The sequence below is a fragment of the Lysobacter sp. DMC104 genome, assembly GCF_056313665.1.
This window is the reverse complement of the sequence record NZ_JBQUZW010000001.1, coordinates 379,485-404,419: the sequence shown is the minus strand read 5'-3', so window position 1 is coordinate 404,419 and position 24,935 is coordinate 379,485. Positions and strand designations below refer to the sequence as shown.

The 24,935-nt window shown below is 68.9% G+C and carries 20 protein-coding genes and 2 tRNA genes; 9 read left to right on the top strand and 13 right to left on the bottom strand.

All coding sequences use genetic code 11. From position 1 onward, the window contains the following. The first annotated feature begins 183 nt into the window (after positions 1-183). Genes ACT53R_RS01885 through ACT53R_RS01870 form a run of 4 tightly spaced genes read left to right on the top strand, consistent with a single transcriptional unit; the run spans position 184 to position 3,704 of the window. On the top strand, positions 184-612 hold the full coding sequence (locus ACT53R_RS01885) for a hypothetical protein (RefSeq protein ID WP_476170130.1): 429 nt from the start codon (positions 184-186) through the stop codon (positions 610-612). Next, positions 605-877, top strand: coding sequence for a hypothetical protein (locus ACT53R_RS01880; protein ID WP_476170129.1), 273 nt, complete (start codon positions 605-607; stop codon positions 875-877). The genes ACT53R_RS01885 and ACT53R_RS01880 overlap by 8 nt, the downstream gene beginning before the upstream one ends. Further along, complete coding sequence (locus ACT53R_RS01875) at positions 874-3,492, top strand: tape measure protein (protein ID WP_476170128.1); 2,619 nt, start codon at positions 874-876, stop codon at positions 3,490-3,492. The genes ACT53R_RS01880 and ACT53R_RS01875 overlap by 4 nt, the downstream gene beginning before the upstream one ends. Beyond that, entirely contained in the window at positions 3,423-3,704 is a 282-nt protein-coding gene (locus ACT53R_RS01870; protein WP_476170127.1) for a hypothetical protein, read from the top strand. Before ACT53R_RS01875 ends, ACT53R_RS01870 begins: the two co-directional genes overlap by 70 nt. Before the next feature lie 350 nt (positions 3,705-4,054). Here ACT53R_RS01870 and ACT53R_RS01865 read toward each other — a convergent pair. Next, a tRNA-Asn gene (locus ACT53R_RS01865) sits at positions 4,055-4,131 on the bottom strand. A gap of 60 nt (positions 4,132-4,191) precedes the next feature. Next, positions 4,192-4,752, bottom strand: a complete 561-nt coding sequence (locus ACT53R_RS01860; protein WP_476170126.1) for a GspH/FimT family pseudopilin — start codon at positions 4,750-4,752, stop codon at positions 4,192-4,194. 161 nt (positions 4,753-4,913) lie between these two features. Here ACT53R_RS01860 and uvrB point away from each other — a divergent pair, with 161 nt between their 5' ends. The 3 genes from uvrB (at position 4,914) to ACT53R_RS01845 (ending at position 7,728) form a co-directional block, all read left to right on the top strand. Beyond that, positions 4,914-6,944, top strand: coding sequence for an excinuclease ABC subunit UvrB (gene uvrB, locus ACT53R_RS01855; RefSeq protein ID WP_476170125.1), 2,031 nt, complete (start codon positions 4,914-4,916; stop codon positions 6,942-6,944). Beyond that, the gene (locus ACT53R_RS01850) at positions 6,941-7,567 is read left to right on the top strand and encodes a hypothetical protein (protein WP_476170124.1); all 627 of its coding nucleotides are present in this window, start codon (positions 6,941-6,943) and stop codon (positions 7,565-7,567) included. The genes uvrB and ACT53R_RS01850 overlap by 4 nt, the downstream gene beginning before the upstream one ends. 86 nt (positions 7,568-7,653) lie before the next feature. Then, positions 7,654-7,728 (top strand) — tRNA-Val (locus tag ACT53R_RS01845). A 122-nt stretch (positions 7,729-7,850) separates the two neighbouring features. On the opposite strand, the gene ACT53R_RS01840 is transcribed toward ACT53R_RS01845, so the two are convergent. Genes ACT53R_RS01840 through ACT53R_RS01830 form a run of 3 tightly spaced genes read right to left on the bottom strand, consistent with a single transcriptional unit; the run spans position 7,851 to position 13,636 of the window. After that, positions 7,851-9,260, bottom strand: coding sequence for an efflux transporter outer membrane subunit (locus tag ACT53R_RS01840; RefSeq protein WP_476170314.1), 1,410 nt, complete (start codon positions 9,258-9,260; stop codon positions 7,851-7,853). After that, positions 9,260-12,418 (bottom strand): efflux RND transporter permease subunit, encoded by a 3,159-nt coding sequence (locus ACT53R_RS01835; RefSeq protein ID WP_476170123.1) that lies wholly within the window; start codon positions 12,416-12,418, stop codon positions 9,260-9,262. The genes ACT53R_RS01840 and ACT53R_RS01835 overlap by 1 nt, the downstream gene beginning before the upstream one ends. Positions 12,419-12,427: 9 nt before the next feature. Continuing rightward, positions 12,428-13,636, bottom strand: coding sequence for an efflux RND transporter periplasmic adaptor subunit (locus ACT53R_RS01830; RefSeq protein ID WP_476170122.1), 1,209 nt, complete (start codon positions 13,634-13,636; stop codon positions 12,428-12,430). A 154-nt stretch (positions 13,637-13,790) separates the two neighbouring features. Here ACT53R_RS01830 and baeS point away from each other — a divergent pair, with 154 nt between their 5' ends. Next, positions 13,791-15,170, top strand: a complete 1,380-nt coding sequence (gene baeS / locus ACT53R_RS01825) for a sensor histidine kinase efflux regulator BaeS (RefSeq protein ID WP_476170121.1) — start codon at positions 13,791-13,793, stop codon at positions 15,168-15,170. Further along, complete coding sequence (locus tag ACT53R_RS01820; protein WP_476170120.1) at positions 15,167-15,847, top strand: response regulator; 681 nt, start codon at positions 15,167-15,169, stop codon at positions 15,845-15,847. The genes baeS and ACT53R_RS01820 overlap by 4 nt, the downstream gene beginning before the upstream one ends. A 24-nt stretch (positions 15,848-15,871) precedes the next feature. Here the strand turns inward: ACT53R_RS01820 and ACT53R_RS01815 are convergent, their stop codons facing one another. From ACT53R_RS01815 to ACT53R_RS01780, 8 genes are read right to left on the bottom strand one after another with little or no spacing between them, the layout of a single operon-like run. Continuing rightward, a complete protein-coding gene (locus ACT53R_RS01815; RefSeq protein ID WP_476170119.1) occupies positions 15,872-17,383 on the bottom strand; it encodes a glycosyltransferase family 87 protein in 1,512 nt (503 codons plus the stop codon). Between the two features lie 28 nt (positions 17,384-17,411). Then, complete coding sequence (locus ACT53R_RS01810) at positions 17,412-18,161, bottom strand: HAD family hydrolase (protein ID WP_476170118.1); 750 nt, start codon at positions 18,159-18,161, stop codon at positions 17,412-17,414. Between the two features lies 1 nt (position 18,162). Further along, positions 18,163-20,244 (bottom strand): hypothetical protein, encoded by a 2,082-nt coding sequence (locus ACT53R_RS01805; RefSeq protein WP_476170117.1) that lies wholly within the window; start codon positions 20,242-20,244, stop codon positions 18,163-18,165. Next, complete coding sequence (locus tag ACT53R_RS01800; RefSeq protein ID WP_476170116.1) at positions 20,235-20,822, bottom strand: PI-PLC domain-containing protein; 588 nt, start codon at positions 20,820-20,822, stop codon at positions 20,235-20,237. The genes ACT53R_RS01805 and ACT53R_RS01800 overlap by 10 nt, the downstream gene beginning before the upstream one ends. Then, complete coding sequence (locus ACT53R_RS01795) at positions 20,819-21,568, bottom strand: glycosyltransferase family 2 protein (protein WP_476170115.1); 750 nt, start codon at positions 21,566-21,568, stop codon at positions 20,819-20,821. Before ACT53R_RS01795 ends, ACT53R_RS01800 begins: the two co-directional genes overlap by 4 nt. After that, on the bottom strand, positions 21,565-21,984 hold the full coding sequence (locus tag ACT53R_RS01790; protein WP_476170114.1) for a GtrA family protein: 420 nt from the start codon (positions 21,982-21,984) through the stop codon (positions 21,565-21,567). Before ACT53R_RS01790 ends, ACT53R_RS01795 begins: the two co-directional genes overlap by 4 nt. 3 nt (positions 21,985-21,987) lie before the next feature. After that, positions 21,988-23,640 (bottom strand): NTP transferase domain-containing protein, encoded by a 1,653-nt coding sequence (locus ACT53R_RS01785; RefSeq protein ID WP_476170113.1) that lies wholly within the window; start codon positions 23,638-23,640, stop codon positions 21,988-21,990. 26 nt (positions 23,641-23,666) lie between these two features. Next, entirely contained in the window at positions 23,667-24,752 is a 1,086-nt protein-coding gene (locus tag ACT53R_RS01780; protein ID WP_476170112.1) for a class II aldolase/adducin family protein, read from the bottom strand. Positions 24,753-24,935 lie beyond the last annotated feature (183 nt).

Below are 24,935 nucleotides of genomic sequence, written 5' to 3'. Positions count from 1 at the left end.
TTGAACCTTTTGCTGGCCCCGAGGTCCTGGGCCGATGCTCCGAGGGGGGCGCCTAGATCGGTGAACCTCCTCCCTTTCGAGGGTTGAGAAACGCTAGCGCGCTGCTTGTCGCTTAGAGGGTTACGCCGCGCGCGTAACGCGACCGAATGCTCGTCGTAAGCCCGTGAACCTGGGGACGACGACATGGCAATCCGATTCGACGAGAGGCTCAAGGAGCGCTTCATCGAGGCACTCGAGGACACCTGCTCCGTGAAGCACGCCGCGCTGGCCGCGGGCGTGACGCGCGACACCGCCTACGCCCACCGGAAGTCCGACCTCGCGTTCGCGAGGAGGTGGGACGACGCGCTGAACCGTGCGCTCGACGACCTGCTCGGCGAGGCGCACAGGCGGGCCACGACGGAGAAGTCGGACAGGCTGCTCGAGGTGCTGCTGAAGTTCCGCTACGGCGACAAGATGGCGGACCGCCTCGCGGTGAAGGTGGAGGGCAACATCGGCCTCGACGCCGACGCGCTGCTCGCGATGCCCGACGAGGACAGGCTCGCCCTCGTCGCCCTGCTGGAGAAGTACGCGAGCGCCGAGGCCGCGACGCGGGAGGAGGTCGGCCATGTCTGACCCCGACAACCTCGGCATCGTCTCGACGCGGTTGCTCATCAAGCACGCGCGCGGGCACTCCGCCCGCCTCACGCCCGAGCGTCGCGCGTCCTTCCTGCATGAGCTCGAACGCACCTGCTCGGTCTCGCAGGCGGCGGAGGCGAGCGGCACGAGCGAGGCCTACCTCAGGCTCTTCAAGCGCCTCGACCACGGGTTCGCCGCCGAGTGGGAGGCCGCGCTCGACCGCGGCTTCGACCCGCGCCTGTCGAGGGAGGGCGTCGCATGACGGAAGTCGCTGACCTCCGAATCCGAGTCGAGAGCGACTCCGTCCCGCAGGCGGAGCGCCGCCTCAAGGGCATGGCGGACGCCGGCGGCAAGGCCGAGCGCGCCACGGACGGCCTCGTGGGCTCGATCGCGAAGTTCGCGAGCGCCGCGGCGGTCGGCGCCGCCGCGCTCGCCACCTTCAACAAGCTGCTGGACGTCCAGCGCAAGTTCGACGTCATCAACTCCGGCCTCATCACCGCGACCGGCTCGGCGGAGGACGCGTCGGTGGCGTTCGAGGCCATCCGCGACTTCGCGACCAAGACGCCCTACGACCTCGGCCAGGTCGCCGACAGCTTCGTCAAGCTGGTCAACCTGGGCCTCACGCCGTCCGAGCGCGCCCTGACGTCCTACGGCAACACCGCCTCGGCGATGGGCAAGGACCTCAACCAGATGATCGAGGCCGTGGCGGACGCCGCCACTGGCGAGTTCGAGCGGCTGAAGGAGTTCGGCATCCGGGCGTCGAAGCAGGGCGACCAGGTCAAGTTCACCTTCCGCGGCGTGTCCGAGACGGTCGCCTTCGAGTCGGGCGCGATCGAGGACTACCTCATCAAGCTCGGCGAGACCAACTTCGCCGACTCGATGGCGAACCGCATGAAGACCCTGGACGGCGCGCTGTCCAACCTCGGCGACGCCTGGGACCAGACGTTCCTCAACATCAGCAACAGCGGCGTCGGCGAGATGATCGCCGGCCTGGTCAACGCGGGCATCGACGCCCTCGGCGAGTTCAACGACTGGCTGGCGACCGGCGAGCTCGAGGGCGCGATCGACTCGCTCGGCGAGTCGTTCCGGCCGTGGGCCGAGGACGCCGTCGAGGCCGCCCAGGTCGTGTCCGCCGCCCTGGCCGACTTCACCGACTGGCTCAACGCCGAGTACCCGGAGGACATGCGGGTCCTCTCCGACGCGTGGCGCGACTTCCCCGAGAACATCCGCGCGATCGTCCAGATCGCCGCGTCCATCATCGCCGGCTTCGTCGTGCAGGTCGAGAACATGGCCGCGACGGTCGAGGGCTACTTCGAGGCGCTCGGTGACGGCTGGGGCGGCAAGACCGTGCTCGGCAACTTCCAGAACTTCCTGGACCTCAGCGAGCGCAACCGCGGCGTGCTCTCCGGGTCCGTCGACCTCATCCTGGCGGAGCGCCAGGCCACGATCGACTCCGCCAAGGCCGCCCGCGAGGCCGCGATCGAGAAGGCCGCGGCCGCCAAGAAGGAGCGCGACGCGCGACGCGCGGCCACGGCCGGGCAGGACCGGCTCGCCGGCTTCGGCGTCGACCGGCCCGCGGGCGGCTCCGGCGGCTCCGGCGGCAAGCCGAAGAAGGACGCGGAGGCGGAGCGCCGCCGCCGCGAGTTCGACTCGCTCGTCGAGGACCTGCGCACCGAGGAGGAGGCCCTGCAGGCGTCCTACGAGAAGCGCCGCGGCATCATCGAGCGCCAGGCCGGCGTCGAGGCAAGCGTCCGCGCCGACCTGATGGCCCGACTCGACGAGTGGCGCAGGGACGAGGAGCAGCAGATCGCGGACAAGCACGGCCGTGAGCTGAGGCAGGTCGAGCAGTCGCTGATGACCGAGGAGGAGTCGATCCGTGCCTCCTACGAGCGCCGCCGCCAGATCGTGCTCGACGGCGAGATGGACAACACCGCGAGGCAGCGACTTCTGGAGCGCCTCGCCGTCGAGCGCGACGAGGACCTCGCGCGCGAGCAGGCGGAGAGGCAGTCGCGGCGCGACCGCCTGATCGAGGAGTTCATGACCGAGGAGGAGATGGCCCGCCAGTCGCGCGACCGGAAGCTGGAGGACCAGCGCGCCGGCTACGCGCAGGGACTGATCGACAAGGAGGAGTTCGAGCGCAACAGGGCGGAGATCGAGCGCCGCTACCAGGAGACCCTGGAGCGACTGCAGCGCAATCGAACGGTCAACCAGATCAACGAATACGCCGGCCTGGTCGGCTCGCTCGGCCAGCTCTTCGGGCAGCTCGCGCAGGGGCAGGGCAAGAGCGCGGAGCGGATGTTCCGCATCAGCAAGGCCCTCAACATGGCGCAGGTCATCATGTCGACCGCGGCCGGCATCATGAAGGCGCAGGAGCAGGGCTACCCGATGAACATCGTGGAGTCCATCCGCATCGGCGCGCTCGGCGCCATGCAGCTGGCCGCGATCAGCAGCCAGCGGTTCGCCGGCGCGTACGACAAGGGCGGCCGCATCCCGGCCGGCAAGGTGGGCATCGTCGGCGAGCGCGGCATGGAGGTCGTCGAGGGGCCGGCGAACGTTGACGGGCCGCGAGGCCACCGCGCGCCTGCTGCGCCAGGCCGCCGAGGGCGGCGGCGGCAACCAGATCGCCGTCAGCATCTCGGTGAGCGTCGACAACCGAGGCAACTCGACCTCGAGCACCGAGGCCACCGGGGGAGGCGTGGACGCCGAGAACGCGCGTCGGTTCGGCGCGCTGATCGACGAGCGCACCCGGGCGATCATCATCAAGGAGCAGCGCCAGGGCGGGCTGCTCAGCAGCACGAGGTGACGCGATGGGCAAGAAGAAGGAGCGAGAGCGCGACGGCACGAGCGTCGCAGACGCGATCAGGGCGCTGCGGTTGATCGAGACGACGCTGGACAACCTGTGCGCGACCGCGCCGTGCGCCGTGGCCGAAATGGGAGGGCGCGACGCGATGCGGCGCGCCTGTCACATGACGTGCGTCGGCCCGATGCCGAGGCTCAGCGTCGAGCAGTGGTCCGCGATGGCCGTCGAGAACCAGGCGCGCTGGGCGATGAACGTCGGGAGCGACGCTCCAGCCAACGGGGCGCGCTGATGGCGTGGGTGCCGCCGGCCGTCGGCCGCGACATCGTCGAGCCGAGCGCGTGGCCGTTCGACGGCGGGACGAGGCGCGAGCCGGTCGTCGATCCGAACTGGGACAACCGTGTCGTCCGCCGGGTCGGCTGGCGCAGGTGCATGCGGTGCTCGCGCTGGTTCTTCTCGCGGGACGTCGTTGGCGTGAGGCTCCACCCGGACTGTGGCGTGGACGACGACTGAACGCGGGACGCACGCGCTAGGTATTCGCTAACGCACGCGGCACGCGCGTCATCGTTACAGGAACGTGTTCACGGTGTCCCGGAAACGACAAAGGCCGCGATCGCTCGCGGCCTAAGTGCATGAAAATCTTGGCGCCCGAAGTTGGACTCGAACCAACGACCCCCTGATTAACAGTCAAGTGCTCTAACCGGCTGAGCTATTCGGGCGGGGCTGCATATCGTAATGGCCTCGCCCGCGACGATCAAGCACCTTCGTGCGGATCGCGATCACAGGCCGGTGGCGCAGGCCGCCGCTGCGGCGGGAGTGGGACGGTCGGCCCGCAGGCGGCCGCCGTTGGAGAGGATCAGCGCCCGTGCATCGTCCGGGCCGCGGCGGTCGCAGAGCGTGAACGTGATGTTGGAACCGGCATTGCCGCCGTACGGTTGGAAGACAAGCCGGGGCCGCCCCGCGCTGCCGGTCAGCCGGACGTCCTCCGGCAGTGCGGGCGTCCGGTCGAACACGGGCTCGGTGCCGTCGCGCAGCCGGTTGCCATTGGCGTCGACGAAGGCGATCCAGCCCCGGCTCCAGTCGTTGCCACCATCGCAGGTGTCGCCGCTGGCCGGGCAGACCACGACCTCGCGGCCGAGGACGGTCGCGTTGCGCTGGGCATCGAAGAGGGTGGCGGTGATTGCCGTACGGGCCGATGTCGCATGCACGCGGGCGACGGCATGCCCCCAGGCGGGGACGGCCACGCCGAAGAGCAGGCCGAGGACGATGAGGGCGATCAGCAGTTCGAGCAGGGTGAAGCCAGCGTGGCAGCGGGGACGGGCGGGGCAGGGACGGGACATGGCGGGCTCCGGGGATGTGAACGTGCGTTCAGTCTCCCGGTCCCGGCGGCCGTGGTGGATCGGACCACAGCCCGTGCGGGCGTAGGAAAACGCCGCGGCCGTCGCCACGAATGGCTAGACTGTCCCGTTGGCTTTCCGCCGTTCGCCCCCGACTCCCGACGATGAACGACCGCACGCCCGTCGATGCCGATTTCCAGCTCGTGGCGCCCTACGCGCCCGCCGGCGACCAGCCGCAGGCCATCGCCCAGCTGATCGAAGGCTTCGAGAGCGGCCTGGCGCGGCAGACGCTGCTGGGCGTCACCGGCTCCGGCAAGACCTACACCATCGCCAACGTCATCCAGGCGGTGCGCAAGCCGACGCTGGTCATGGCGCACAACAAGACGCTCGCGGCGCAGCTCTATGGCGAGTTCAAGGCGTTCTTCCCGCACAACGCGGTCGAGTACTTCGTCAGCTACTACGACTACTACCAGCCGGAAGCCTACGTCCCCAGCAGCGACACGTACATCGAGAAGGACAGCTCGATCAACGAACACATCGAGCAGATGCGGCTGTCGGCGACGAAGGCGCTGCTGGAGCGACGCGACGCGATCATCGTCTGCACGGTGTCGGCGATCTACGGCCTGGGCGATCCGAACGAATACTTCCGCATGGTGCTGCACATGGTGCGCGGCGAGCGCATCGACCAGCGCGAACTGATCCGCCGCCTCACCGAGATGCAGTACACGCGCAACGACACCGAACTGCGCCGCGGTACCTATCGCGTCCGCGGTGAAGTCATCGACGTGCATCCTGCCGAATCCGACAGCGAGGCGCTGCGGATCGAACTGTTCGACGGCGAGATCGAGCAGCTGACGCTGTTCGACCCGCTGACCGGCGAGAGCGTGCACAAGCTCCAGCGCTACACGATCTATCCGAAGTCGCATTACGTCACCACGCGGCGCACGGTGCTGGAGGCGATCGAGGCGATCAAGGTCGAGCTGCGCGAACGTCTGGAACAGTTGTACGCGGCGAACAAGCTGGTGGAAGCGCAGCGGCTGGCGCAGCGCACCCAGTACGACATCGAGATGATGGCCGAAGTCGGGTTCTGCACCGGCATCGAGAACTACTCGCGGCATCTCACCGGGCGCATGCCGGGCGAGGCGCCGCCGTGCCTGTTCGACTATCTGCCGCCGGACGCGCTGCTGGTGGTCGACGAATCGCACGTCACCGTTCCTCAGATCGGCGCGATGTACAAGGGCGACCGCTCGCGCAAGGAAACGCTGGTGGAATTCGGCTTCCGCATGCCGTCGGCGCTCGACAACCGGCCGCTGCGGTTCGAGGAGTGGGAAGGCCGCGCGCCGCGCACGATCTTCGTCTCCGCGACGCCCGGCAAGTACGAGGTCGAGAAATCGGAAGGGCAGGTCGTCGAACTCGTGGTGCGCCCGACCGGCCTGATCGATCCCGAGGTCGAGATCCGCCCGGTCGCGACCCAGGTCGACGACCTGCTGGGCGAGATCCACGAGCGCGTGGCGATGGGCGATCGCGTGCTCGTCACCACGCTCACCAAGCGCATGGCCGAGAACCTGACCGAATACCTCGGCGACCACGGCGTGAAGGTGCGCTACCTGCATTCCGACATCGAGACGGTGGAGCGCGTCGAGATCATCCGCGACCTGCGCCTGGGCGTGTTCGACGTGCTGGTCGGCATCAACCTGCTGCGCGAAGGCCTGGACATGCCCGAGGTGTCGCTGGTGGCGATCCTCGATGCCGACAAGGAAGGCTTCCTGCGTTCGGCCGGCTCGCTGATCCAGACCATCGGCCGCGCCGCGCGCAACGTGCGCGGCAAGGCGATCCTCTACGCCGACAGCATCACCCGTTCGATGAAGGTCGCGCTCGACGAGACCGCGCGCCGTCGCGAGAAACAGGTCGAATACAACGCCGAGCACGGCATCGTGCCGACCTCGATCAAGCGCGAGATCATGGACGTGATGGAAGGCGCGCGCAGTGCGCCCGCGCCCGGCGAGAAGAAGGGCCGCGGCGCGCGCGTCGCCGAACCGGCCGAGGACTACGCCGCGCTGTCGCCCGCGCAGGTGCAGGCGCGCCTCGCGTCGCTGGAGCAGCGCATGTACCAGCATGCGCGCGACCTGGAGTTCGAGGACGCGGCGCGCGTGCGCGACGAGATCCGCCGCCTGAAGGAATCCAGCCTCGGATGAGGGCGGACGTCGGGCCCGCGCGTTTCCCGCGGCTCGGCTGGCTGGGCCTGTCGTGGCTGGGCGTGTACCTGCCGGTGTATGCCTCGGCCTACGGGTTCCGCAATTTCCTGTTCCTGTGCAACATCGGCGTGATCCTCACCGCGATCGGCCTGATCGCGCGCAGCCGGCTGCTGGTCTCCAGCCAGGCGGTGGCGGCGCCGGTGATCGCGCTGGCATGGATGCTGGACGCCGGCTGGAAGCTCGCCACCGGTGAATTCCTGTACGGCGCGACGGCGTACATGTGGGACCCGGCGTTCCCGCTGGTTGCGCGCCTGCTGTCGCTGTACCACGTCGGCTGGCCCGTGCTGCTGTGGGCGGTGCTGCGCCGCATCGGCTACGACCGGCGCGGCTGGCCGCTGCAGGCGGGCATCGCCGCGGCGGCGATGATCGCCGCGCGCCTGCTGGCCCCGGCGTCGGAGAACATCAACTTCGCCTGGACCGACCCGTTCCTCGGCCGCCAGTTCGGCCCGGCCTGGCTGCATCTGGCGATCTGCTGGGGCCTGCTGTCGACCGTGGCCTACGGCGCCACCCACGTCGCCTTGCGCCGGCGCTTCCCCGCGCCCGGGCCGGCGGCAGCCGCATGATGCGATAATGGTTCCTTCCCGCGGGGACTGGTGTTACCATGTGCGCCCTCTCGGGACCGTCGGACATCGTCCGGCGTGACCTCGACGGGCGGTTAGCTCAGCGGTAGAGCACTACCTTGACATGGTAGGGGTCACAGGTTCGAACCCTGTACCGCCCACCAACCTGAAACGGTTGAATGTCCGGACGGCTGGCACCTCGGTGCCGGCCGTTTTCGTTTGTGTCCCGTCCGTCCTTCATCCGCACCCGCGCCGGCGCGTCGATCCGTGCCGGCGCGGGCGCCCGTCACTCCGCCTTGCCGCCCAGTGCCTTGTAGAGGGTCACGCGGTTGCTGGTTTCGACGAGTCGCAGGCCGATGAGTCCCTGCTGCGCCGCGTAGAGCGCGCGCTGGGCGTCGAGCACGGCGAGCTGGCTGTCCACGCCGTTGCGATAGCGCGTGCCGGCGAGGGCGTAGGCGCGTGCCGTCGTGTCGACCAACGCCTGCTGCGCCGCGAGCCGCTCCTGCAGGCCGGCGCGCACCGCGAGGGCATCGGCGACTTCGCGGAAGGCGGTCTGGATCGTCTTCTCGTAGCTGGCCACGGCGATGTCGCGCTGTGCCTCCGACACCTTCAGCGACGCGCGCAGGCTGCCGGCGTTGAAGATCGGCAGGCTGATCCTCGGCGCGAACGACCACGCGCGCGTGCCGCCCCCGAACAGGTCGGACAACTGGTCGCTGCCGCGGCCGGCCGAGCCGGTGAGCGTGATCGTGGGGAAGAACGCCGCGCGTGCCGCGCCGATGTCGGCGTTGGCGGATTTCAGGGTGTGTTCGGCGGACAGCACGTCGGGCCGGTCGAGCAGCAGCGAGGACGCGAGGCCGACGGGGATCTCCGCCAGCGCCACCGGCGTGTCGGTGCCTTCGACGGGGAGCAGCGCCTCGGGGACGGGCGCGCCGGTCACGAGTTCGAGCGCGTTGCGATCCTGTTCGACCTGCGTCGTGTAGGTCGCCACGTCGATGCGCGCAGTCTCGACGCTGGTGCGCGCCTGTGCGAGGTCGAGCCCCGACACCACGCCCTGCGCGTGGCGCGCTTCGTTGCGCGTGAGGGATGCCTGCTGGCTTTCCAGCGTCTTCTTCGCCAGCGCCAGCCGTTCGATGTCGGCGGCCAGCGTCAGCCAATCGCCGGCGACTTCGGCGACGAGGCTGAGCCGCGTGCTGCGCTGCGCTTCTTCGGTGGCGAGATACGCCTCCAGCGCTTCGCGCTTGAGGCTGCGGACTCGTCCGAACAGATCGAGTTCGTAGCCGCTGAAGCCGACGGTCGCGGTGTACTGACGGCCGATCGCGAAATCGCCGCTGCCGGTGTCCGTGCCGTTCGCCGCCTGGCTGCCATCGATCGCGACCGACAGCAGCTGCGCGGCGCGCTGGATGCGGTACTGCGCCCGCGCCTTCTCGATGTTCGACACCGTCATCCGCAGGTCGCGGTTGTTCTCCAGCGCGATCGCGATCACCTGCTGCAGGCGCGCATCGCGGAAGAACGACTGCCATGCGATCTGCGAGACGGCCTGGGTGTCGGCCGTGCCGTCGGTCGCCTGCGCGGCGGCCTCACCCTGGCGCCATTGCGCAGGCACCGGGGCCTCGGGGCGTTCGTAACGTGGAGCGAGGCTGGCGCAGCCGGACAGCAGGGCGATCGCCGTGGCGGCCGCGAGGATGTGGAGCCGGATCATGCCTGCACCTCCGGTGGCTGGGCAGCTTCCGTCGGCGCGCTGTCCTGTCCGCGCTTGCCCGGGAACAGCGTGCGCACGATGACGTAGAACAGCGGCACGAAGAAGATGCCGAAGAGCGTCGAGAACAAGGTGCCGCCGAATACGCCGGTGCCCAGCGAGTGGCGTCCGCCCGAGCCCGCGCCGCTGCTGAGCACCATCGGCAGCACGCCTAGCAGGAAGGCCAGCGAGGTCATCAGGATCGGACGCAGGCGCATGCGGGTCGCGTGGAGGATCGCGTCGACCAGCGACAGTCCCTTCTCTTCCAGTTCCTTCGCGAACTCCACGATCAGGATGCCGTTCTTCGCCGCGAGGCCCATGGTGGCGAGCAGGCCGACCTGGAAATAGATGTCGTTCGACAGGCCGCGCAGCCACGTCGCGAGCAGCGCTCCGAGGATGCCCACCGGCACCGCCAGCATCACCGACACCGGCACCGACCAGCTTTCGTACAGCGCCGCCAGGCACAGGAACACGAATACCAGCGACACCGCGTAGAGGATCCATGTCTGCGTCCCCGCGGCCTGCTCCTGGTAGGACATGCCGGACCACGCGTAGCCGACGCCGTCGGGCAGTTGCTTCACAAGGCCGGCGATGGCGGCCATCGCTTCGCCGGAACTCACGCCGTTGGCCGCGTTGCCGGTGATTTCCATCGACTCCGAACCGTTGAACCGGTTGAGCACCTGCGGTGCATACGCCCACTCGCTGCTGGAGAAGGCGGAGTAGGGCACCATCTCGCCCGCGTCGTTGCGCACGTACCAGCGACCGACGTCCTGCGGCGACATGCGCGCGGACGCCTCGCCTTGCAGGTACACGCGCTTCACGCGGCTGTTGTTGAGGAAGTCGTTGACGTAACTGCCGCCCATGACCGTGGAGAGCGTGCTGTTGACGTCGGACATCGACAGTCCGAGCGCGCCGGCCTTCTCGTCGTCCAGATCGACGCGGAAGGTGGGCGCATCGTCGAGGCCGTTGAAGCGCACGGCGTTCAAGCGACTGTCCTGGTTCGCGAGGCGAAGCAGTTCGCCGCGCGATTCCACCAGTGCGTCATGGCCGCGCCCGGCGAGATCCTGCAGTTGCAGGGTGAAGCCGGAGTTCGTGCCCAGCGTGCTGATCGCCGGGGGCACGATGGCGAACACCTGTGCATCGCGCATCATCCCCATCATGGCCCCGGTGATGCGCCCGGCGATCTCCTGTGCCGAGGCATCGCGCTCGCTCCAGTCCTTCAGGCGCACGAATCCCATGCCCGAGTTCTGGCTGCTGCCGGCGAAGCTGAAACCGGCGACGGTGAACACGCCCGCCACTTCCGGCTGCTTGCGGATGAAGTCGGCGGCGATGTCCATCGACTGCAGCGTGCGCTGCTGGGTCGCGCCGGGCGGCGTGGTGAACATCACCATCATCATGCCCTGGTCCTCGTCGGGCAGGAACGAGGACGGCAACCGCCAGAACAGCAGGCCCATCATCGCGAGCGCGACGACGTAGGTCAGCGCGCCGAGGCGGCGATGGCCGACGACGCGCGCCACGCCATGACGATAACGCTCCGCGCCGCGATCGAAGCGATCGTTGAACCAGGCGAAGAACCGGCCTAGCGGGCCGCGCGGCGAGGCATGGCCGCCCTTCTCGATCGGTTCGAGCAGCGTGCCGCACAGTGCCGGGCTCAGCGTGAGTGCCACCAGCAGCGACAGGATCATCGCCGCGGCGATCGTGATCGAGAACTGGCGATAGATCTCGCCGGTCGCGCCGCCGAAGAACGCCATCGGCACGAACACCGCGGTCAGCACGAGGGCGATGCCGACCAGTGCGCCGGAAATCTGGCCCATCGACTTGCGTGTCGCCTCCTTCGGCGACAGGCCTTCCTCCGACATCAGGCGCTCGACGTTCTCGACCACGACGATCGCGTCGTCCACCAGCAGGCCGATCGCCAGCACCATCGCGAACATGGTGAGCGTGTTGATCGAATAGCCGAGCACCGACAGCACGCCGAACGTGCCCATCAGCACCACCGGCACGGCGACCACCGGGATCAGCGTCGCACGCCAGTTCTGCAGGAACAGGTACATCACCAGCACGACCAGGATGATCGCTTCGATCAAGGTCTTCACCACCTCCTCGATCGACAGGCGCACGAACGGCGTGGTGTCGAAGGCGACGGTGTAGGTGAGTCCCTTGGGGAAATACGGCTGGAGTTCGGCCAGTTTCGCCTTCACCGCGGCGGCGGCATCCAGCGCGTTCGCGCCGGTCGCGAGTTGCAGGCCCATGCCGGCGGCCGGTTTGCCGTCGTACTTCGCGGTGGAGTTGTAGGTGCGTGCGCCCAGTTCCACCTTCGCCACGTCGCGCAGGTGCACCGACGCACCGCTGGCATCGGAACGCAGCACGATCGCCTCGAACTGCGCCGGGGTCTTCAGCTTGCTGCGCGAAGTGATCGTCGCATTGAGCTGCTGGCCATCGGTCGCGGGCAGGCCGCCCAGCGCACCGGAGGACACGTCCGCGTTCTGCGCCGAGATCGCGGCCGCCACATCGGACGGCATCAGCTTGTAGTGCGCGAGCTTCTCCGGATCCAGCCAGACGCGCATCGCATACTCGGAACCGAAGACGTTGACGTTGCCGACGCCGTCGAGCCGGCTGATCGGATCCTGCAGGCTGGACACCATGTAGTCGGCGATGTCGGTGCCGCTCATGCTGCCGTCCTCGGACATGAAAGCGAGCACCATGAACATGCTGCCTGCGCCGGCCTTGCGCACGGTCACGCCATTGCTCTGCACCGCCTGCGGCAGCATGGACTCGGCCTGCGCCACCTTGTTCTGCACCTGCACCTGCGCGGTGTCCGGATCGGTGCCGGAATCGAAGGTCAGGGTCAGGGACGCACTGCCGGCCGAACTGCTGCTCGACGACATGTACAGCAGATGGTCGAGGCCGGTCATCTGCTGCTCGATGATCTGCGTCACCGAGTTCTGCACGGTTTCCGCCGAGGCCCCCGGATAGTTGGCGTTGACCGAGACGGTGGGCGGGGCGATGTCGGGATACTGCTCGAGCGGCAGCGTGACCACGGAGACGATGCCGGCGAGGGTGATCATGATGGCGATCACCCAGGCGAAGATCGGTCGGTCGATGAAGAAGCGGGCCATGGGCATTCCTCAGCGCGGCTTCGCGGACGCGCCCGGCGCGGCGCCGGTCGGCGGCGTGGAGATCGCGGGCCTGGCCGGGTCGACTTCGACCGCCTTCACCGTGGCACCTGCGCGGGCCTTCTGCGTGCCTTGCACGATCACGCGATCACCCGCCTTCAATCCGGACACCACCGTCCAGCGATCCTTCACCGCGTCGCCGACGCGGATGGTGCGCTGTTCCACCTTGCCGCCCGCACCGACCAGCAGCACGGTCGCGTCGCCCTTGCTGTCGCGCGTGACCGCCTGCTGCGGCACCAGCAGCGCCTGTTCGTCGACGGCCATCGCCAGCACCGCCTTCACGTACATGCCCGGCAACAGCAGGCCATCGGGATTGGGCACCACCGCGCGCAGCTTCACCGTGCCGGTGGATTCGTCGACGGCGGCGTCGACGACTTCGAGCGTGCCGGCATGCGGATAGACCGTGCCGTCCTCCAGCACGAGGTTCACCTGCGCCTTGCCGCCGACGGCCTTCAAGGCACCGCTCGCAAGCTGGCGGCGCAGTGCCAGCAACTGCGTGCTCGACTGCGCGACGTCGACGTACATCGGGTCGAGCTGGTGGATGGTGGCGAGGGCCGCGGCCTGGCCGGCCGTGACCAGCGCGCCGGGCGTGTAGGCCGACGTGCCGATGCGGCCGGAAATCGGCGCGCGGATGCGGGTGTAGTCGAGATTGATGCGTGCGCTCTGCAATGCGGCCTTCGCGCCGACCACGGCGGCTTCGGACTGCCGCAGGCTGGCGATCGCATCGTCGGCATCCTGCTTGCTGGCGGCGTCCTCGGCGACGAGATTGCGATACCGCTGTGCCTTCGGTCGCGCGGAAATCACCGCCGCCTCGGCCTGCGCGAGCGTCCCCTGTGCGTTGTCGTACGCGGCGCGGTACATCGCCGGATCGATCTCGTAGAGCACCTGTCCGGCCTTCACGTCGGCACCTTCCTCGAACAGGCGCCGACGCAGGATGCCGCCCACCTGCGGGCGCACTTCGGACGTCTGGTACGCACGCGTCCTGCCCGGCAGTTCGCTGTCGACCGACAGGCGTTCCTGCCTGAGCGTGACGACGCCGACTTCGGTTTGCGGCATCTGCATGGCCGGCGGCCTGGAGCAGGCGGCGAGCGTCGTCGCGGCGACGAACAGCAGGGCCGTCGACACGTGGAGGAAGGGGCGGGGCGAGGACGGAGCAGGCATGGGGATTCCCGGCGATTCGAGCGGGGCCATGCTGTTTCCGGATTGTGGAGGAAATATGTGGATTGCCGGGAAAAACCGGTTTCATGCTTGATTTCGCCGCGGGAGAGGTGCGCTAATGGCGCCGTCGCATTCGCCTGGTGGTTCGCAATCGGCCATGAAAATAGGCATCTCGGCCAAGTTGTTCGTGGCGGTCTTCGTGGCCTGCGCGATCGTGCTGTCCGTTCAGGCGCTCGTCATCCGCCGCAGCTTCGAGCGCGGTTTCTTCGACTATCTCGACGAGCAGAACAACCAGCGCATGGAAGAGGTCCTGCCCAGGGTGCGGGCCGCTTACCGAGCCCACGGCAACTGGGATTTCCTGCGCGCCGATCCCGGCGAATGGTTCCAGCTGGTATTGCCGCATCGCGAAGGCGAGGACGTCGCGCCACGGCTGTCCACCGCGGACCAGACCGGTGCGATCGCGCGGATGGGATTGCTGGACGCCGACCATCGCCGCGTCATCGGCAACGTCAACGTCGATCGCGGTTCGCGCCTGCGCGCCATCGTCGTCGAGGGCCGCACCGTCGGCTGGGTGGCGATGGTCCCCTTCGGCAAGGCCGTGGAGCCCGGCCGCGATCACTTCATGCAGCAACAGCGACATGCACTGCTGCTGATCGTCGTGGTGTCGCTCGTCGTCGTCGGCCTGCTCACGTTCTTCTTCACGCGCGGCATCCTCAGCCGCGTCCGCAGCCTCACCGCGGGTACCCGCGCGCTGTCGTCCGGCGATTTCTCCGCGCGCATCGAGGCCGGCCGCCAGGACGAACTCGGCCGGCTGGCGCAGGATTTCAATCGCATGGCACAGGCACTCGAACACAACGAGCGTTCGCGCCGCGGCTTCATGGCCGACATCTCGCATGAGCTCCGCACGCCGCTGGCGGTGGTGCGCGCGGAGATCGAAGCGATCCAGGACGGCATCCGTCCCGTCACGCCGCAATCGCTGGACGTCATCCACCAGGAGATCGGTCGCCTCGACAAGCTGATCGACGATCTCCACGACCTGTCGCTGACCGACGTCGGCGCGATGGCGTATCGGCATGAGTCGGTCGATCTCGGCATCGTGCTGCGCTCCGCGCTGGCCAGCATGGAAGGGCGCTTCCGGTCCGCGGGCCTGCGGCTGCGCACGCAACTGCCCGAGGGGCCGATGTCGCTCGTCGGCGACGAATCCCGGCTGCAGCAACTGTTCTGCAATCTCCTGGAAAATGCCCTGCGCTACACCGATGCCGGTGGCGAAGTGGTCGTGGACGCCGTGTCCGACGATGCGCTGGCGACACTCGTCTTCGAGGACAGCGCGCCGGGCGTGCCGGCGGACAAACTCGCGCACCTGTTCGATCGTTTCTATCGCGTCGAGGCGTCGCGCAACCGTGCCAGCGGCGGAAGCGGCCTCGGACTGGCGATCTGCCGCAACATCGTCGAAGCCCACGGCGGACGCATCGCGTCGTCGCCGTCGCCGCTCGGCGGATTGCGCATCGTCGTCGAACTGCCGGTGGGCGCGGCATGAGCGTGCGCCGGCAGGACCACGTGCTGATCGTCGAGGATGAGCCGCGGCTGGCATCCGTGCTCGGCGACTACCTGGCGGCGGCGGGCTACACGCATCGCTGGATCGCCGATGGTGCCGAGGCGATCGACGCCTTTCGTCGCGAGCAACCGGACCTGGTGCTGCTCGACCTGATGCTGCCCGGGCTCGACGGCATCGAGATCTGCCGTGCGCTGCGCCGCGACAGTCAGACACCGATCGTGATGGTGACCGCGCGCGTCGAGGAAGTGGACCGCCTGCTCGGCCTGGAGATCGGCGCGGACGACTACATCTGCAAGCCGTTCAGTCCACGCGAGGTGATCGCGCGGATCGGTGCGGTGTTGCGTCGCCATCGTCATGTGCCCACGGCGCCCGCCGGACCCATCACGATCGACGAGGAGGCATGCCGCGCGACCCTGCGCGGGCAGCCGATCGATCTCACGCCGGTGGAGTTCCGCCTGCTGCGTCAACTCCACGGTGCGCAGGGGCGGGTGTTCTCGCGCGACCAGTTGCTCAACGGCCTCTACAACGATCACCGCATCGTCACCGACCGCGCGGTCGACAGCCACGTGAAGAACCTGCGCCGCAAGATCGCCGATGCCGGCGGCAGCGAGGACTGGATCAAGTCGATTTACGGCGTCGGCTATCGCATGGATTGCTGAGCGAGGCGTGTCGCGGGCGGCCGATCAGGTCGCCGCTGCGGACAGCGGCGATCCCGTGTCGCCACCCGCCTGTGACGCCGCGCCGACCGGCCGGCGCAGCACGATCCACAGGCACACGCCCAGCGACATGATCTGACTGATCGCGGACACGATATAGCGATCGGCGCCGTCGTCGAGCGGCGTGCCGGTGAACGGCAGCACCGCGGCCAGCACCAGCCACAGCAGCGCGAACAGCGTCGCGCGGGCGCCGGTCATCGCCGCGGCGGCGGCGACGAAGCTCCACGCCCACAGCGGCGCGAACAGGCCGGTGTGGTCGGGCAGGAAGGGGCTGCGTGCGGCGGCGAGGCCGAGCAGTGCGATCCAGGCCGCGGTCAGTTCCACGCGCGACATCCGCGACGCGCGGCGTGCGGCGAACACGGTCAGCGCCACCACCGCGAGCGTCCAGACCCACGACAGCTGCTGCACCAGCGCACGGGTCATGCCCGGCAACCCCAGCGCATTGAGCTTGTAGATCACGCCCGGCACCGAGTCGTTGATCGCGGCGACGAAGCCCAGTTCCTTCATTTCGAGGAACGCCCAGGCCTCGCCGTTGCCGAGCCGCGGCAGGTGGTAGGTCAGCAGCGCGCGGAACGGTGCCTCGCCGATCCACAGGTACGTCACGATCGTGTAGACGAGCGAGAACGCCAGCGTCCAGCCCACCGCCTTCCAGCGGCGCGTGGCGATCAGGTAGATGCCGAGGATGCCCGGGAACAGCTTGAACACCGCGAAGCCCAGCAGCGCGCCGCCCAGCACCGGTCGCTCGCGCCAGAACAGCGCCATCGCGACCGCGGACATCGCCACCGCCAGCAGGTGGAAGTTGCCCAGTTGCAGCGTCAGCAGCACGGGCGTCGCCAGCCAGACCGCGGGGATCAGCAGCGCCGCGCGTCGCCCGGAACGTTCGCCGACCCAGCCGCACAGCCACGCCATGCAGGCCAGCAGCGCGATGCCTTCGACCGCGAACCACGCCGCGCGCAGCTGGTCGAAGTCGCCGCCCGCGGCCACGCCCAGCATCGGCAGCAACAGGAACTGCGGCAGGTAGAGGAACTCGTCGAAGCGGAAGATGCCGTGGCTCTGGCCGTCGTACAGCGCGGGATCGTAGAGGTTGGGTACGCCCTGCTGTGCCAGCTGCGCCGCCTGCCAGTAGCCGGAATAGCAGCTGTGGCCGATGTAGAACGGGTCGTAGCCGAACGCCGACACCATCGCCTGCGCGGGATCGATCATGAACGCCGCGACGCCGGCGGTGCGCGCCAGCGTCAGCAGCGCGAGCAGCAGCCACAGCGTCGACAGCACGGGGCGGCGCTTGCCGAGGCCGTCCCACGCATCGGGCAGGCGGCGCACGATCGCGCGCAGCGGCAGCGCGCCGGCGACGAGGCCGATGGCGACGGCCGCCGCGACGGGCAGGCGGAACGCCGAGACGCCGGCCGCGACCAGCATCGCGATCAGCAGCGCGCCGAGGCCGGCGATGGTCCAGCGTTCGAGGGAAGGGGCAGCGGTCATGGCGGACTCCTGTGGCATCGCGGCAGGCTCAGGCGGCCTGCAGGCCTTCGATCTGGCCGGAGAAGACGAAACGTTCGAGGTCGCGAAAGTCGTCGAACACGACGTCCGCCTCGGGGGTGCCGTGGCCGGCATGGTCCACCCGCAGCAGCGTGGTCATGCCGAACGCGCGCGCGCCTTCGATGTCGCAGCGCAGGCTGTCGCCGACCATCCAGATGTCCGCGGGTTCGACGCCCAGCTTGTCGATCGCGAGCCGGAACGACGCGGGATCGGGCTTGTCGGCGCCGGCTTCCTCGGACGTCACCACGTAGTCGAAGCAGTCGTCCAGGCCGAAGTACACGATCTTGCGGAACTGGATCTGCGAGGTCAGGTCCGTGATGATCGCGGTCGCGATGTCGTGGTTGCGCAGGTTCACCAGCAGGTCGCGCACGCCCGGGAACAGCTCGCAGTGCGAGAGGAACGTGCGCCAGTAGGTCTGTTCCAGGTCCAGCGTGATCAGCAGCTGCGTCTTGCGACCGAGCATCTCGATGCCGCGCTGGAAGTACAGCAGGCGGCTGTGCGAACTGGCGGTGTGGCCGAGCTGGCGTTTCACGTCGTCGCGCGCGCGAGCGAAGGCCTCGCGCACGTCGCCGGGATCGGCGCCCAGCAGGCGCACCGCCTTGGCCTCGGTGGCGGCGGTCGCCATCGCGTGCGGGCCGTCGTAGGCGTACAGCGTGTTGTCGGTGTCGAAGATGATGGCGCGCGGCGCGCGCAATGTTTTCGTCGGGTGCCTGGCCACCATCTCAGCGGGTCCTGTTCTTGAGCGATTCTTCGATCTGCAGCAGCACCATCAGCTGCATGATCCCGGACATGCCATCTTCCCAGTGCGGGTGGATGTCGAGCATTTCCTGGAGGTTCGGCGCGAGCGTGCCTGCGGCGAGGGCGATGTCCTCGGCCCAGACGTCGCCTTCGACGGTGATCTCGACCTCGTCGGAATCGTCGGCCAGCTCCATGTCCAGGTGCAGGCCGCAGATGCCGATCAGCATCCGCGCCAGCCGCTCGTGGTACGTGCCGCTGCGGATCGTCGCCGTGAGCTTCAGCGGCACGTCGTGCGGCGAAGCGGCGTTCTCCAGCTGCCGCACGTTCACCGGACGCAGCTTCAGCACCAGGTCGGCGCCCGCCCGCTGCGGCTGCACGTAGCGCTGGGCATCGGGCAGGCGGCGGTCGATCGAGCGCAGCACGTTCTCGATCGGATGGCCGCGTTCGCGCACGTCGCGATGCACCTTCCACGCGCGGCGCAGGTCTTCGTCGATGTCGAGGTAGACCGACACGTCGTAGCGACGGCTCAGCCGCTGCATGCGCAGCGCATGCAGGCCGGAGACGATGATCACGTCGTTGCGGCGCAGCTTCACCGGCGCGAGGAAGCGCCCGGCCTTGTGGTCGTAGTGGCGGTTGTCGACGGTCTTGCCGTCGATCAGCGCCAGCGCATCGTCGTGGAAACGCTGCAGGTCGTTGGCGCGCGGGTTGAGGTGGGTCAGGCCTTTCCACATCGGCGCGAAGCGGTCCCAGACGTGGTAGTCGTCGCCGGAGAGATGCACCACGGTGTGCGCGCCGAAGATGTCGGTCAGTGACTTGCTCAGTGTGTCCTTGCCCGCGCCCGAGTCGCCGGCGATGCCGATCGTCACCGGCTTCTGCGCGATGCGGAAGTAGTCGTTGCGGGCGACGCGCTCGCGCAGCATCTGCGCGATCAGCACCAGCCCGGTGCAGACGACCATCGTCATCCACAGCGACAGCGTGTGCGGCGTGAGCAGCGTCGCGACGCCGGCGATGGCGCCGCGCGGCTGCCAGTCGAACGCCGGCACGCCCGCGCCAGGCGAGACCAGCAGGTGCAGGGTGATCACCAGCGCAGAGAACGCGGCGGTGAGCAGCATCGCGCCGCGATCGGCCTGCAACTGGTGAGCGACGAGGAACGGCACCAGCCACAGGTACCAGCCCGGCGGCGCCGGCGTGGACAGCACCACGAGGAAGAACGACAGCCCGGTCACCGCGACCAGCAGTTCGAAGCTGATCCGGCGCAGCCGCCACACGCCGTAGGCGGCGAGCAGGTAGAGCATCGGCGTCAGGTAGAGGTGCAGCGTGTCGCCGATCGGCAGCGACAGGTCGAACACGCGCGCGGCCTCGTGCGTGCCCAGCACCATCGTGCGCACGCCGGGCGAGGCGAGGCACAGCACCTGTGGCAGGAAGCCCAGCAGCAGGCCGATCGCGAACGGCGCCTGCAGCGCGCGCAGGCGCTTGTTGCGCCACAGGTAGATCGCCACGAACGGCACCGCCAGCAGCATGCTGAACTTCGCCGCCAGCGACAGCCCCAGCGCGATGCCTGCGGCGCGCGCGCGATGCTCGCGCAGCAGCACCAGGCTCAGCAGCAGCAGCGCCACCGGCACGATGTCGGTCTGGCCGGTCCAGTAGGTCGCGAACAGCACCAGCGGCGACCACCAGTACAGCCACAGCAGGCGGCGCGGATGTTTCGGGAACAGCGCATGGAGCAGCGCCAGCGCGGCGAGATCGGCCATCAGCAGGCCGGCGCGGAAGCCGATGCCGGTGAAGACGTCCCGCCCGGTCGCCTGGTCCAGCAGCCAGCCCGGCACCGCGCCGGGCAGGTGTGCGATCAGCATGACCGGGCCGTAGGGATACGCCACCGGCGAACCGCCCGCGGCGAGGAAGTGCGACCACGGATCGAGCGACGGATGCGCGATCGCGTATTCCACGAACGGCACGAACCAGTCGAGCTGGATCTGCGGCACCAGCAGCACCACCAGCGCCAGACGCAGCACCAGGCCTGCCCGGAACAGCGGGTCGCGCAGCATCGGCCGCAGGGTCAGGACCACAGCGCAGGCTCTTTGGTGCACACCGCCTCGGGCGCGATGCCTTCGCGCGCGAGCAGTGCGCGCAACGCCGGGATCTCGGTCGCGGCGTCGCGGCCCTGCAGTTCCGGCGAGACCAGGCAAAGCGAGAAACCTGCGGCCTGCAGCGCCGCGGCCTGCGCACCGTCGAGCGGAAAGCGGGTGAAGCAGTCGACCCAGATCCAGCGCACCTTGCCGGCGAGCGTCATCGCGGTGTCGATCGATTCGAATTCCGACACCCGCACCGCGCAGCGCGCTTCGCCCCGGCGTGCGGTCTTCACCAGGAACGGGAACGACTGGTCGAGGAAGAACCAGTCCTCGATGCCGCGTTCGCGCATCAGCGCGATCAGGCGGTCCTCCAGCCCTTCCTCCTTGACGTTGAGGATCAGCAGCCGGTGGCGGTAGCCGTCCAGCCAGCGCTCGAAATCCTCGCCGTCGACGAAGGCGTCGTGGTGGATGATCAGGCGCGGCCCGTGGCTGCGGATGTCGACTTCGATGCCCAGCGACGGATCGGTCGCGCGCAGTTCGTCGAGGGTGTTGCGGCGATGGCGGACGAGGATCATGGCGAGCGCGAAAGCTCCCTGCGCAGACGGAGGCTGTAATCGACGGTGCGGCGGATGAAGCGCGCCTTCGCGCGCCAGTTGACGTTCCAGTGCGAGCTGCCGTGGGCGCGTTCGCCGAACACCACCGGGAAGCGCTGCACGGCGAGGCCGCGGTGCAGCGCCTGGTAATAGGCGTAGAGGTCCAGCGAGAAATCGTGCGGCGGGTCGCGCCAGCCGTCGAAGAACGCGCGCGGGAACAGCGTCGGCTGCGCGTTGATGTCGACCATGCGCCGGCGCATCAGCAGCGTCTCGAACACCGACATGCCGGTCGTGAAGACCACGTCGGCGAACGGGCGTCCGCTGCGGCGGCCCTTCACGAACAGCCGCTGCGGCGTCGGCGACTGCTCGAACAGCGCAAGGCCGCGCAGCGCGTCCGCGGGATCGGTCTGCATGTCGGCATGGGTCCAGCCGATGACCTCGCCGCGCGCGGCGCGCAGGCCGGAGAGGATGCCGAAGCCGTAGCCCTGATTCTTTTCGACGCGCACGCTGCGGATGCGCGGCGTGTCGCGCAGCAGCGTGCGCAGCACCTCGGGCGAATCGTCGGTCGAGCCGTTGTCGACGAGGATCGCTTCGACGTCGTCGCGGACGAAGGTCTCCCGCAGGCGCGCGACCAGCAGCGGCAGGTTCTTCGCTTCGTTGTAGCAGGGGATGACCAGCGACAGGCGCGGCGCGGATGCGGTGCCGGCGGCATCGAAGACGACGCTCATGGCGCGGCGCTCCCGGCGGGCAGGCGCGGGCGGAAGACGAGGAATTTCATGCCGAGGAAATTGAGTGCGGTGGAGGTGCCGGTGGCGGCGAGGAAGGCGAGGGCGATGGCGGCTTCCGATCGGCCCAGCAGCGCCAGCACCAGCGCGTTCACGCCGACGTTCGCCAGCAGCGAGGTCAGGTAGACGCCGATGAAGCGCACCGTCTCCGACCAATGCCACGCCGTCGCCACGCGGAAGGTGAAGAAGCGGTTGGCGAAATAGCCGAACACCGCGCCGGCGATGTAGCCCGCGGCCTTGGCGTTGCCGATCGGCCAGCCCAGTGCCATGCCCAGCCGGTAGCTCGCATAGTCGATGCAGACCGCGGTGATGCCCACGATCAGGAAGCGCGCCAGCTCGCCGGTGATGCGACGGGTCATCGCTCAGGCCTCGACCGCCGCGGTGGCGGGTGCGGTCGCAGGCGCGTCGTGGCGCACGCGGCTGTCGTCGGCGATGCGGTAGGGATGCGAGGGCCAGCGATCGAAGCCGCGCTGCCAGTACTCGAACGCGCGCAGGTCGTCCGGCGTGCCCCAGCACAGGTAGTGTTCGATCTCGAAGATGCGGCAGCGCAGGCCCATCGCGACCGCGTCGTTGAGGCAGGTGTCGACGTAGAACTCGCCGTTGATGCGGCCGTCGCGCGCGATCATCGCGTCCGCGGCGGCGATGAAGTCGCGCGCGCGGCGGAAGGTGAAGGTGCCGACGATGATCGGATCGCGCGACGGATCCGCCAGCGGCGTCTTCACCGACACGCCGCGCACGTTGCCGTCGACCTCGTCGACCCAGCCGTAGTGCGTCGGTCGCCGGCGCGCGCCCGGATAGCCGCGCGCGACCCAGACCAGCACGTCGGTGTCCGCATCATCGAGCGCCGCGCGCAACGCATCGGCGTCGAACACTGCGCCGTTGTCGCAGGCGCCGATGGTCAGCGGTGCGTCGAGGTCGACGGCCGCATCCGGATCGGCGAGGCCAAGCAGGCAGGTGCGCGCCTGACCGTCGGTGGTTTCGGTCAGTTCGACCATTGCGCAGCCGGGGAAGCGCTCGCGCAGCGTGGTCTCGATCGCATCGAGGCCGGGCAGGTCCCTGCGCAGCACGAAGACATGCTTTTCGGCGGCGGGCAGGTCGAGCGTGGCCTGCACCGCCATCGGCTCGCCGGAAACGGGGATCAGCGGCTTCGGCAGTGCATGGCCTTCCTGCGCGAAGCGCGAGCCGAGGCCGGCCATCGGCACCATCGTCGTGCCGCGCTGCGGCACCGCGCGGCGCGCGCGCCCCGGATCGCAGAGCGCGCGGAATGCCGCGGACCACGCGCGGTAGTCGGCGAGATCTTCGGGCGTGCCCCACTGCATGAAATGGTCGAGTTCGAACACCGCGACGCGGCGTCCGTCTTCCAGCAGCGGGCGATAGGCGAGGCTGACGTAGTACTCCTCGCCGAGCTTGAGGTCGGGTCGCGCGACGCAGCGCTCGAACGCATCGCGCATCAGCGCGCCGCTGGCGAAGTAGTACGTGCCGCTGGAGGCGTATTCGCGCATCGGCGTGTCGGTGTACGGCTGCTTTTCCTGGATCGCCAGCACCCGTTCGCCTTCCGTGCGGACGTAGGCGTAGTTGGTCGATCCCAGCATGTGCGGATGGAAGCCGGTGTAGCAGGGGATCGCGCCGTCCCAGCCGCCTTCGGCGACCATGCGGCGGAAGCGCGCGTAGTCCCACACGCAGGTGAAGTCGCAGTAGTTGACGATGGTCGGCTTCGCCGGGTCGACGTGATCGATCGCCTGCAGCACCGCGTTCACCGGGCCGAGCTTGTGCGGCGTGATGCCGACGATGCGGCCGGTCGGGCACCAACGGCGGATCTGTTCCGCCATCGCGAATTCCGGCGTGTCCAGATGATCCTGGTTGCAGACGAACAGGAAGTCGGTCTCGCCCGGAAACATGTCGACCACGTGCGCGATGATCGGCTTGCCGTCGACTTCGATCAGCGGTTTCGGAACGCGGTAACCGGCGCGGCGGAAGCGCTCACCGAAACCGGACATGGGGACGACGATCTGCATGCGGATCTTCCTGGCGACGTGCGGATTCAGTCCGCGGCGGAACGGGAATCTCGGGCCCGGCGGTACGCTTCCGCCTCCCAGCCCATCAATGCGGCGACGTCGGTGACGTCGAGGTAACGCAGGCCGTCGGCGGACGCGCAGCGCAGACCGACGTCGGCGAGGCAGCCGAGCATTGCGCGCGCGCCGTCGCTCAAGTCCGGTGCGTGCAACAGGCCGTGCCCGGGGACCAGGGCCCACGACGGCGGTTCGCGGCCGGCAGCGGCGACCTCGTTGCGCATCCGCGACAGCGGGCGCGCGGCATCGACGGTCTCCGCGCATTCCCCGAGGAAAACGACGTGATCGGGATACAGCGCGCCGCGGACGGCGATCGCGCAGGCAACGGGATCGGTGGCGATCGCGTGCAACTGCGGATCGTCGGCGACGATCCAGTCGAGGTCGTTCGCGGCACGCAGCGCAGCGTCGTCGCGTGCGGCCGGTGTGCGCACCGGCCGCACGAGCCGTCGTTCGACGGCATGCAACCGTGCTTCGGCGTCGTGGCAATCGCTGCCGCCGACGACGAGGCCGTGGTTGCCCAGCAACAGGATGTCCGGTGGCGTCGCGGCCGATTCCAGTGCCGTGCGGATGGCGACGGTGAGCGGCAGGCCGGGGCGGCGATACGGCACCCAGGCCCAGGCGAGGCCTTCGAGCGCATCCGCGAGCGCCGCCTGCGCATCCTCGCGCACGGCCCATGCGATCGCGTTCACCGAGTGCACGTGCGCGACGACCGCATGCGGCAGCAGTGCGTGCAGCGAGGTTTCGATGGAAGGGCGCAGCGCGCCGGGCGGTGCCAGCGCTGTCATGGCTTTTTCGGCATCGTCGCGGAGCATCGCCTGGCGGACGCCGCCAAGCGGAAGCCGCACGAAGATGTCGCGATCGTGCGCATGCGCGAGCCATGTGCCCGACGCCTTCACCCAGAAATCGTCATCCGCTTTCAGCGAGGTGTTTCCGCCGCCGCCCTGAACGAGCCGCGCGTCGTTGCCCAGCCGTGACGACATCGCGACCAGTGTTTCGGGCGCATCGGAAGCGGGCGGGCGGGGTGTCGGCGAGCCGTGCGTCATTGCGGAAACATCCATTCACAAAATTACGCGCGCCTGCCGTCTCGCCCGCCGCGACGGCATGAGCGGACACGCGCTTCAGGTGCATATCGTAAAAAGCGGAGGAAAGCGGACATGCTTTTCTTGCGGGAAGATTCTCGGGATACGCGACGGTTGCGATTGAAGATGCGACCCATTGCCACGCTGCGTCGGCACCGGAGA

Coding starts and splice junctions, on each gene's coding strand:
- ACT53R_RS01885 (WP_476170130.1), top strand. CDS start 184: ATGGCAATCCGATTCGACGAGAGGCTCAAGGAGCGCTTCATCGAGGCA.
- ACT53R_RS01880 (WP_476170129.1), top strand. CDS start 605: ATGTCTGACCCCGACAACCTCGGCATCGTCTCGACGCGGTTGCTCATC.
- ACT53R_RS01875 (WP_476170128.1), top strand. CDS start 874: ATGACGGAAGTCGCTGACCTCCGAATCCGAGTCGAGAGCGACTCCGTC.
- ACT53R_RS01870 (WP_476170127.1), top strand. CDS start 3,423: ATGGGCAAGAAGAAGGAGCGAGAGCGCGACGGCACGAGCGTCGCAGAC.
- ACT53R_RS01860 (WP_476170126.1), bottom strand. CDS start 4,752: ATGTCCCGTCCCTGCCCCGCCCGTCCCCGCTGCCACGCTGGCTTCACC.
- uvrB (WP_476170125.1), top strand. CDS start 4,914: ATGAACGACCGCACGCCCGTCGATGCCGATTTCCAGCTCGTGGCGCCC.
- ACT53R_RS01850 (WP_476170124.1), top strand. CDS start 6,941: ATGAGGGCGGACGTCGGGCCCGCGCGTTTCCCGCGGCTCGGCTGGCTG.
- ACT53R_RS01835 (WP_476170123.1), bottom strand. CDS start 12,418: ATGGCCCGCTTCTTCATCGACCGACCGATCTTCGCCTGGGTGATCGCC.
- ACT53R_RS01830 (WP_476170122.1), bottom strand. CDS start 13,636: ATGCCTGCTCCGTCCTCGCCCCGCCCCTTCCTCCACGTGTCGACGGCC.
- baeS (WP_476170121.1), top strand. CDS start 13,791: ATGAAAATAGGCATCTCGGCCAAGTTGTTCGTGGCGGTCTTCGTGGCC.
- ACT53R_RS01820 (WP_476170120.1), top strand. CDS start 15,167: ATGAGCGTGCGCCGGCAGGACCACGTGCTGATCGTCGAGGATGAGCCG.
- ACT53R_RS01815 (WP_476170119.1), bottom strand. CDS start 17,383: ATGACCGCTGCCCCTTCCCTCGAACGCTGGACCATCGCCGGCCTCGGC.
- ACT53R_RS01810 (WP_476170118.1), bottom strand. CDS start 18,161: ATGGTGGCCAGGCACCCGACGAAAACATTGCGCGCGCCGCGCGCCATC.
- ACT53R_RS01800 (WP_476170116.1), bottom strand. CDS start 20,822: ATGATCCTCGTCCGCCATCGCCGCAACACCCTCGACGAACTGCGCGCG.
- ACT53R_RS01795 (WP_476170115.1), bottom strand. CDS start 21,568: ATGAGCGTCGTCTTCGATGCCGCCGGCACCGCATCCGCGCCGCGCCTG.
- ACT53R_RS01790 (WP_476170114.1), bottom strand. CDS start 21,984: ATGACCCGTCGCATCACCGGCGAGCTGGCGCGCTTCCTGATCGTGGGC.
- ACT53R_RS01785 (WP_476170113.1), bottom strand. CDS start 23,640: ATGCAGATCGTCGTCCCCATGTCCGGTTTCGGTGAGCGCTTCCGCCGC.
- ACT53R_RS01780 (WP_476170112.1), bottom strand. CDS start 24,752: ATGGATGTTTCCGCAATGACGCACGGCTCGCCGACACCCCGCCCGCCC.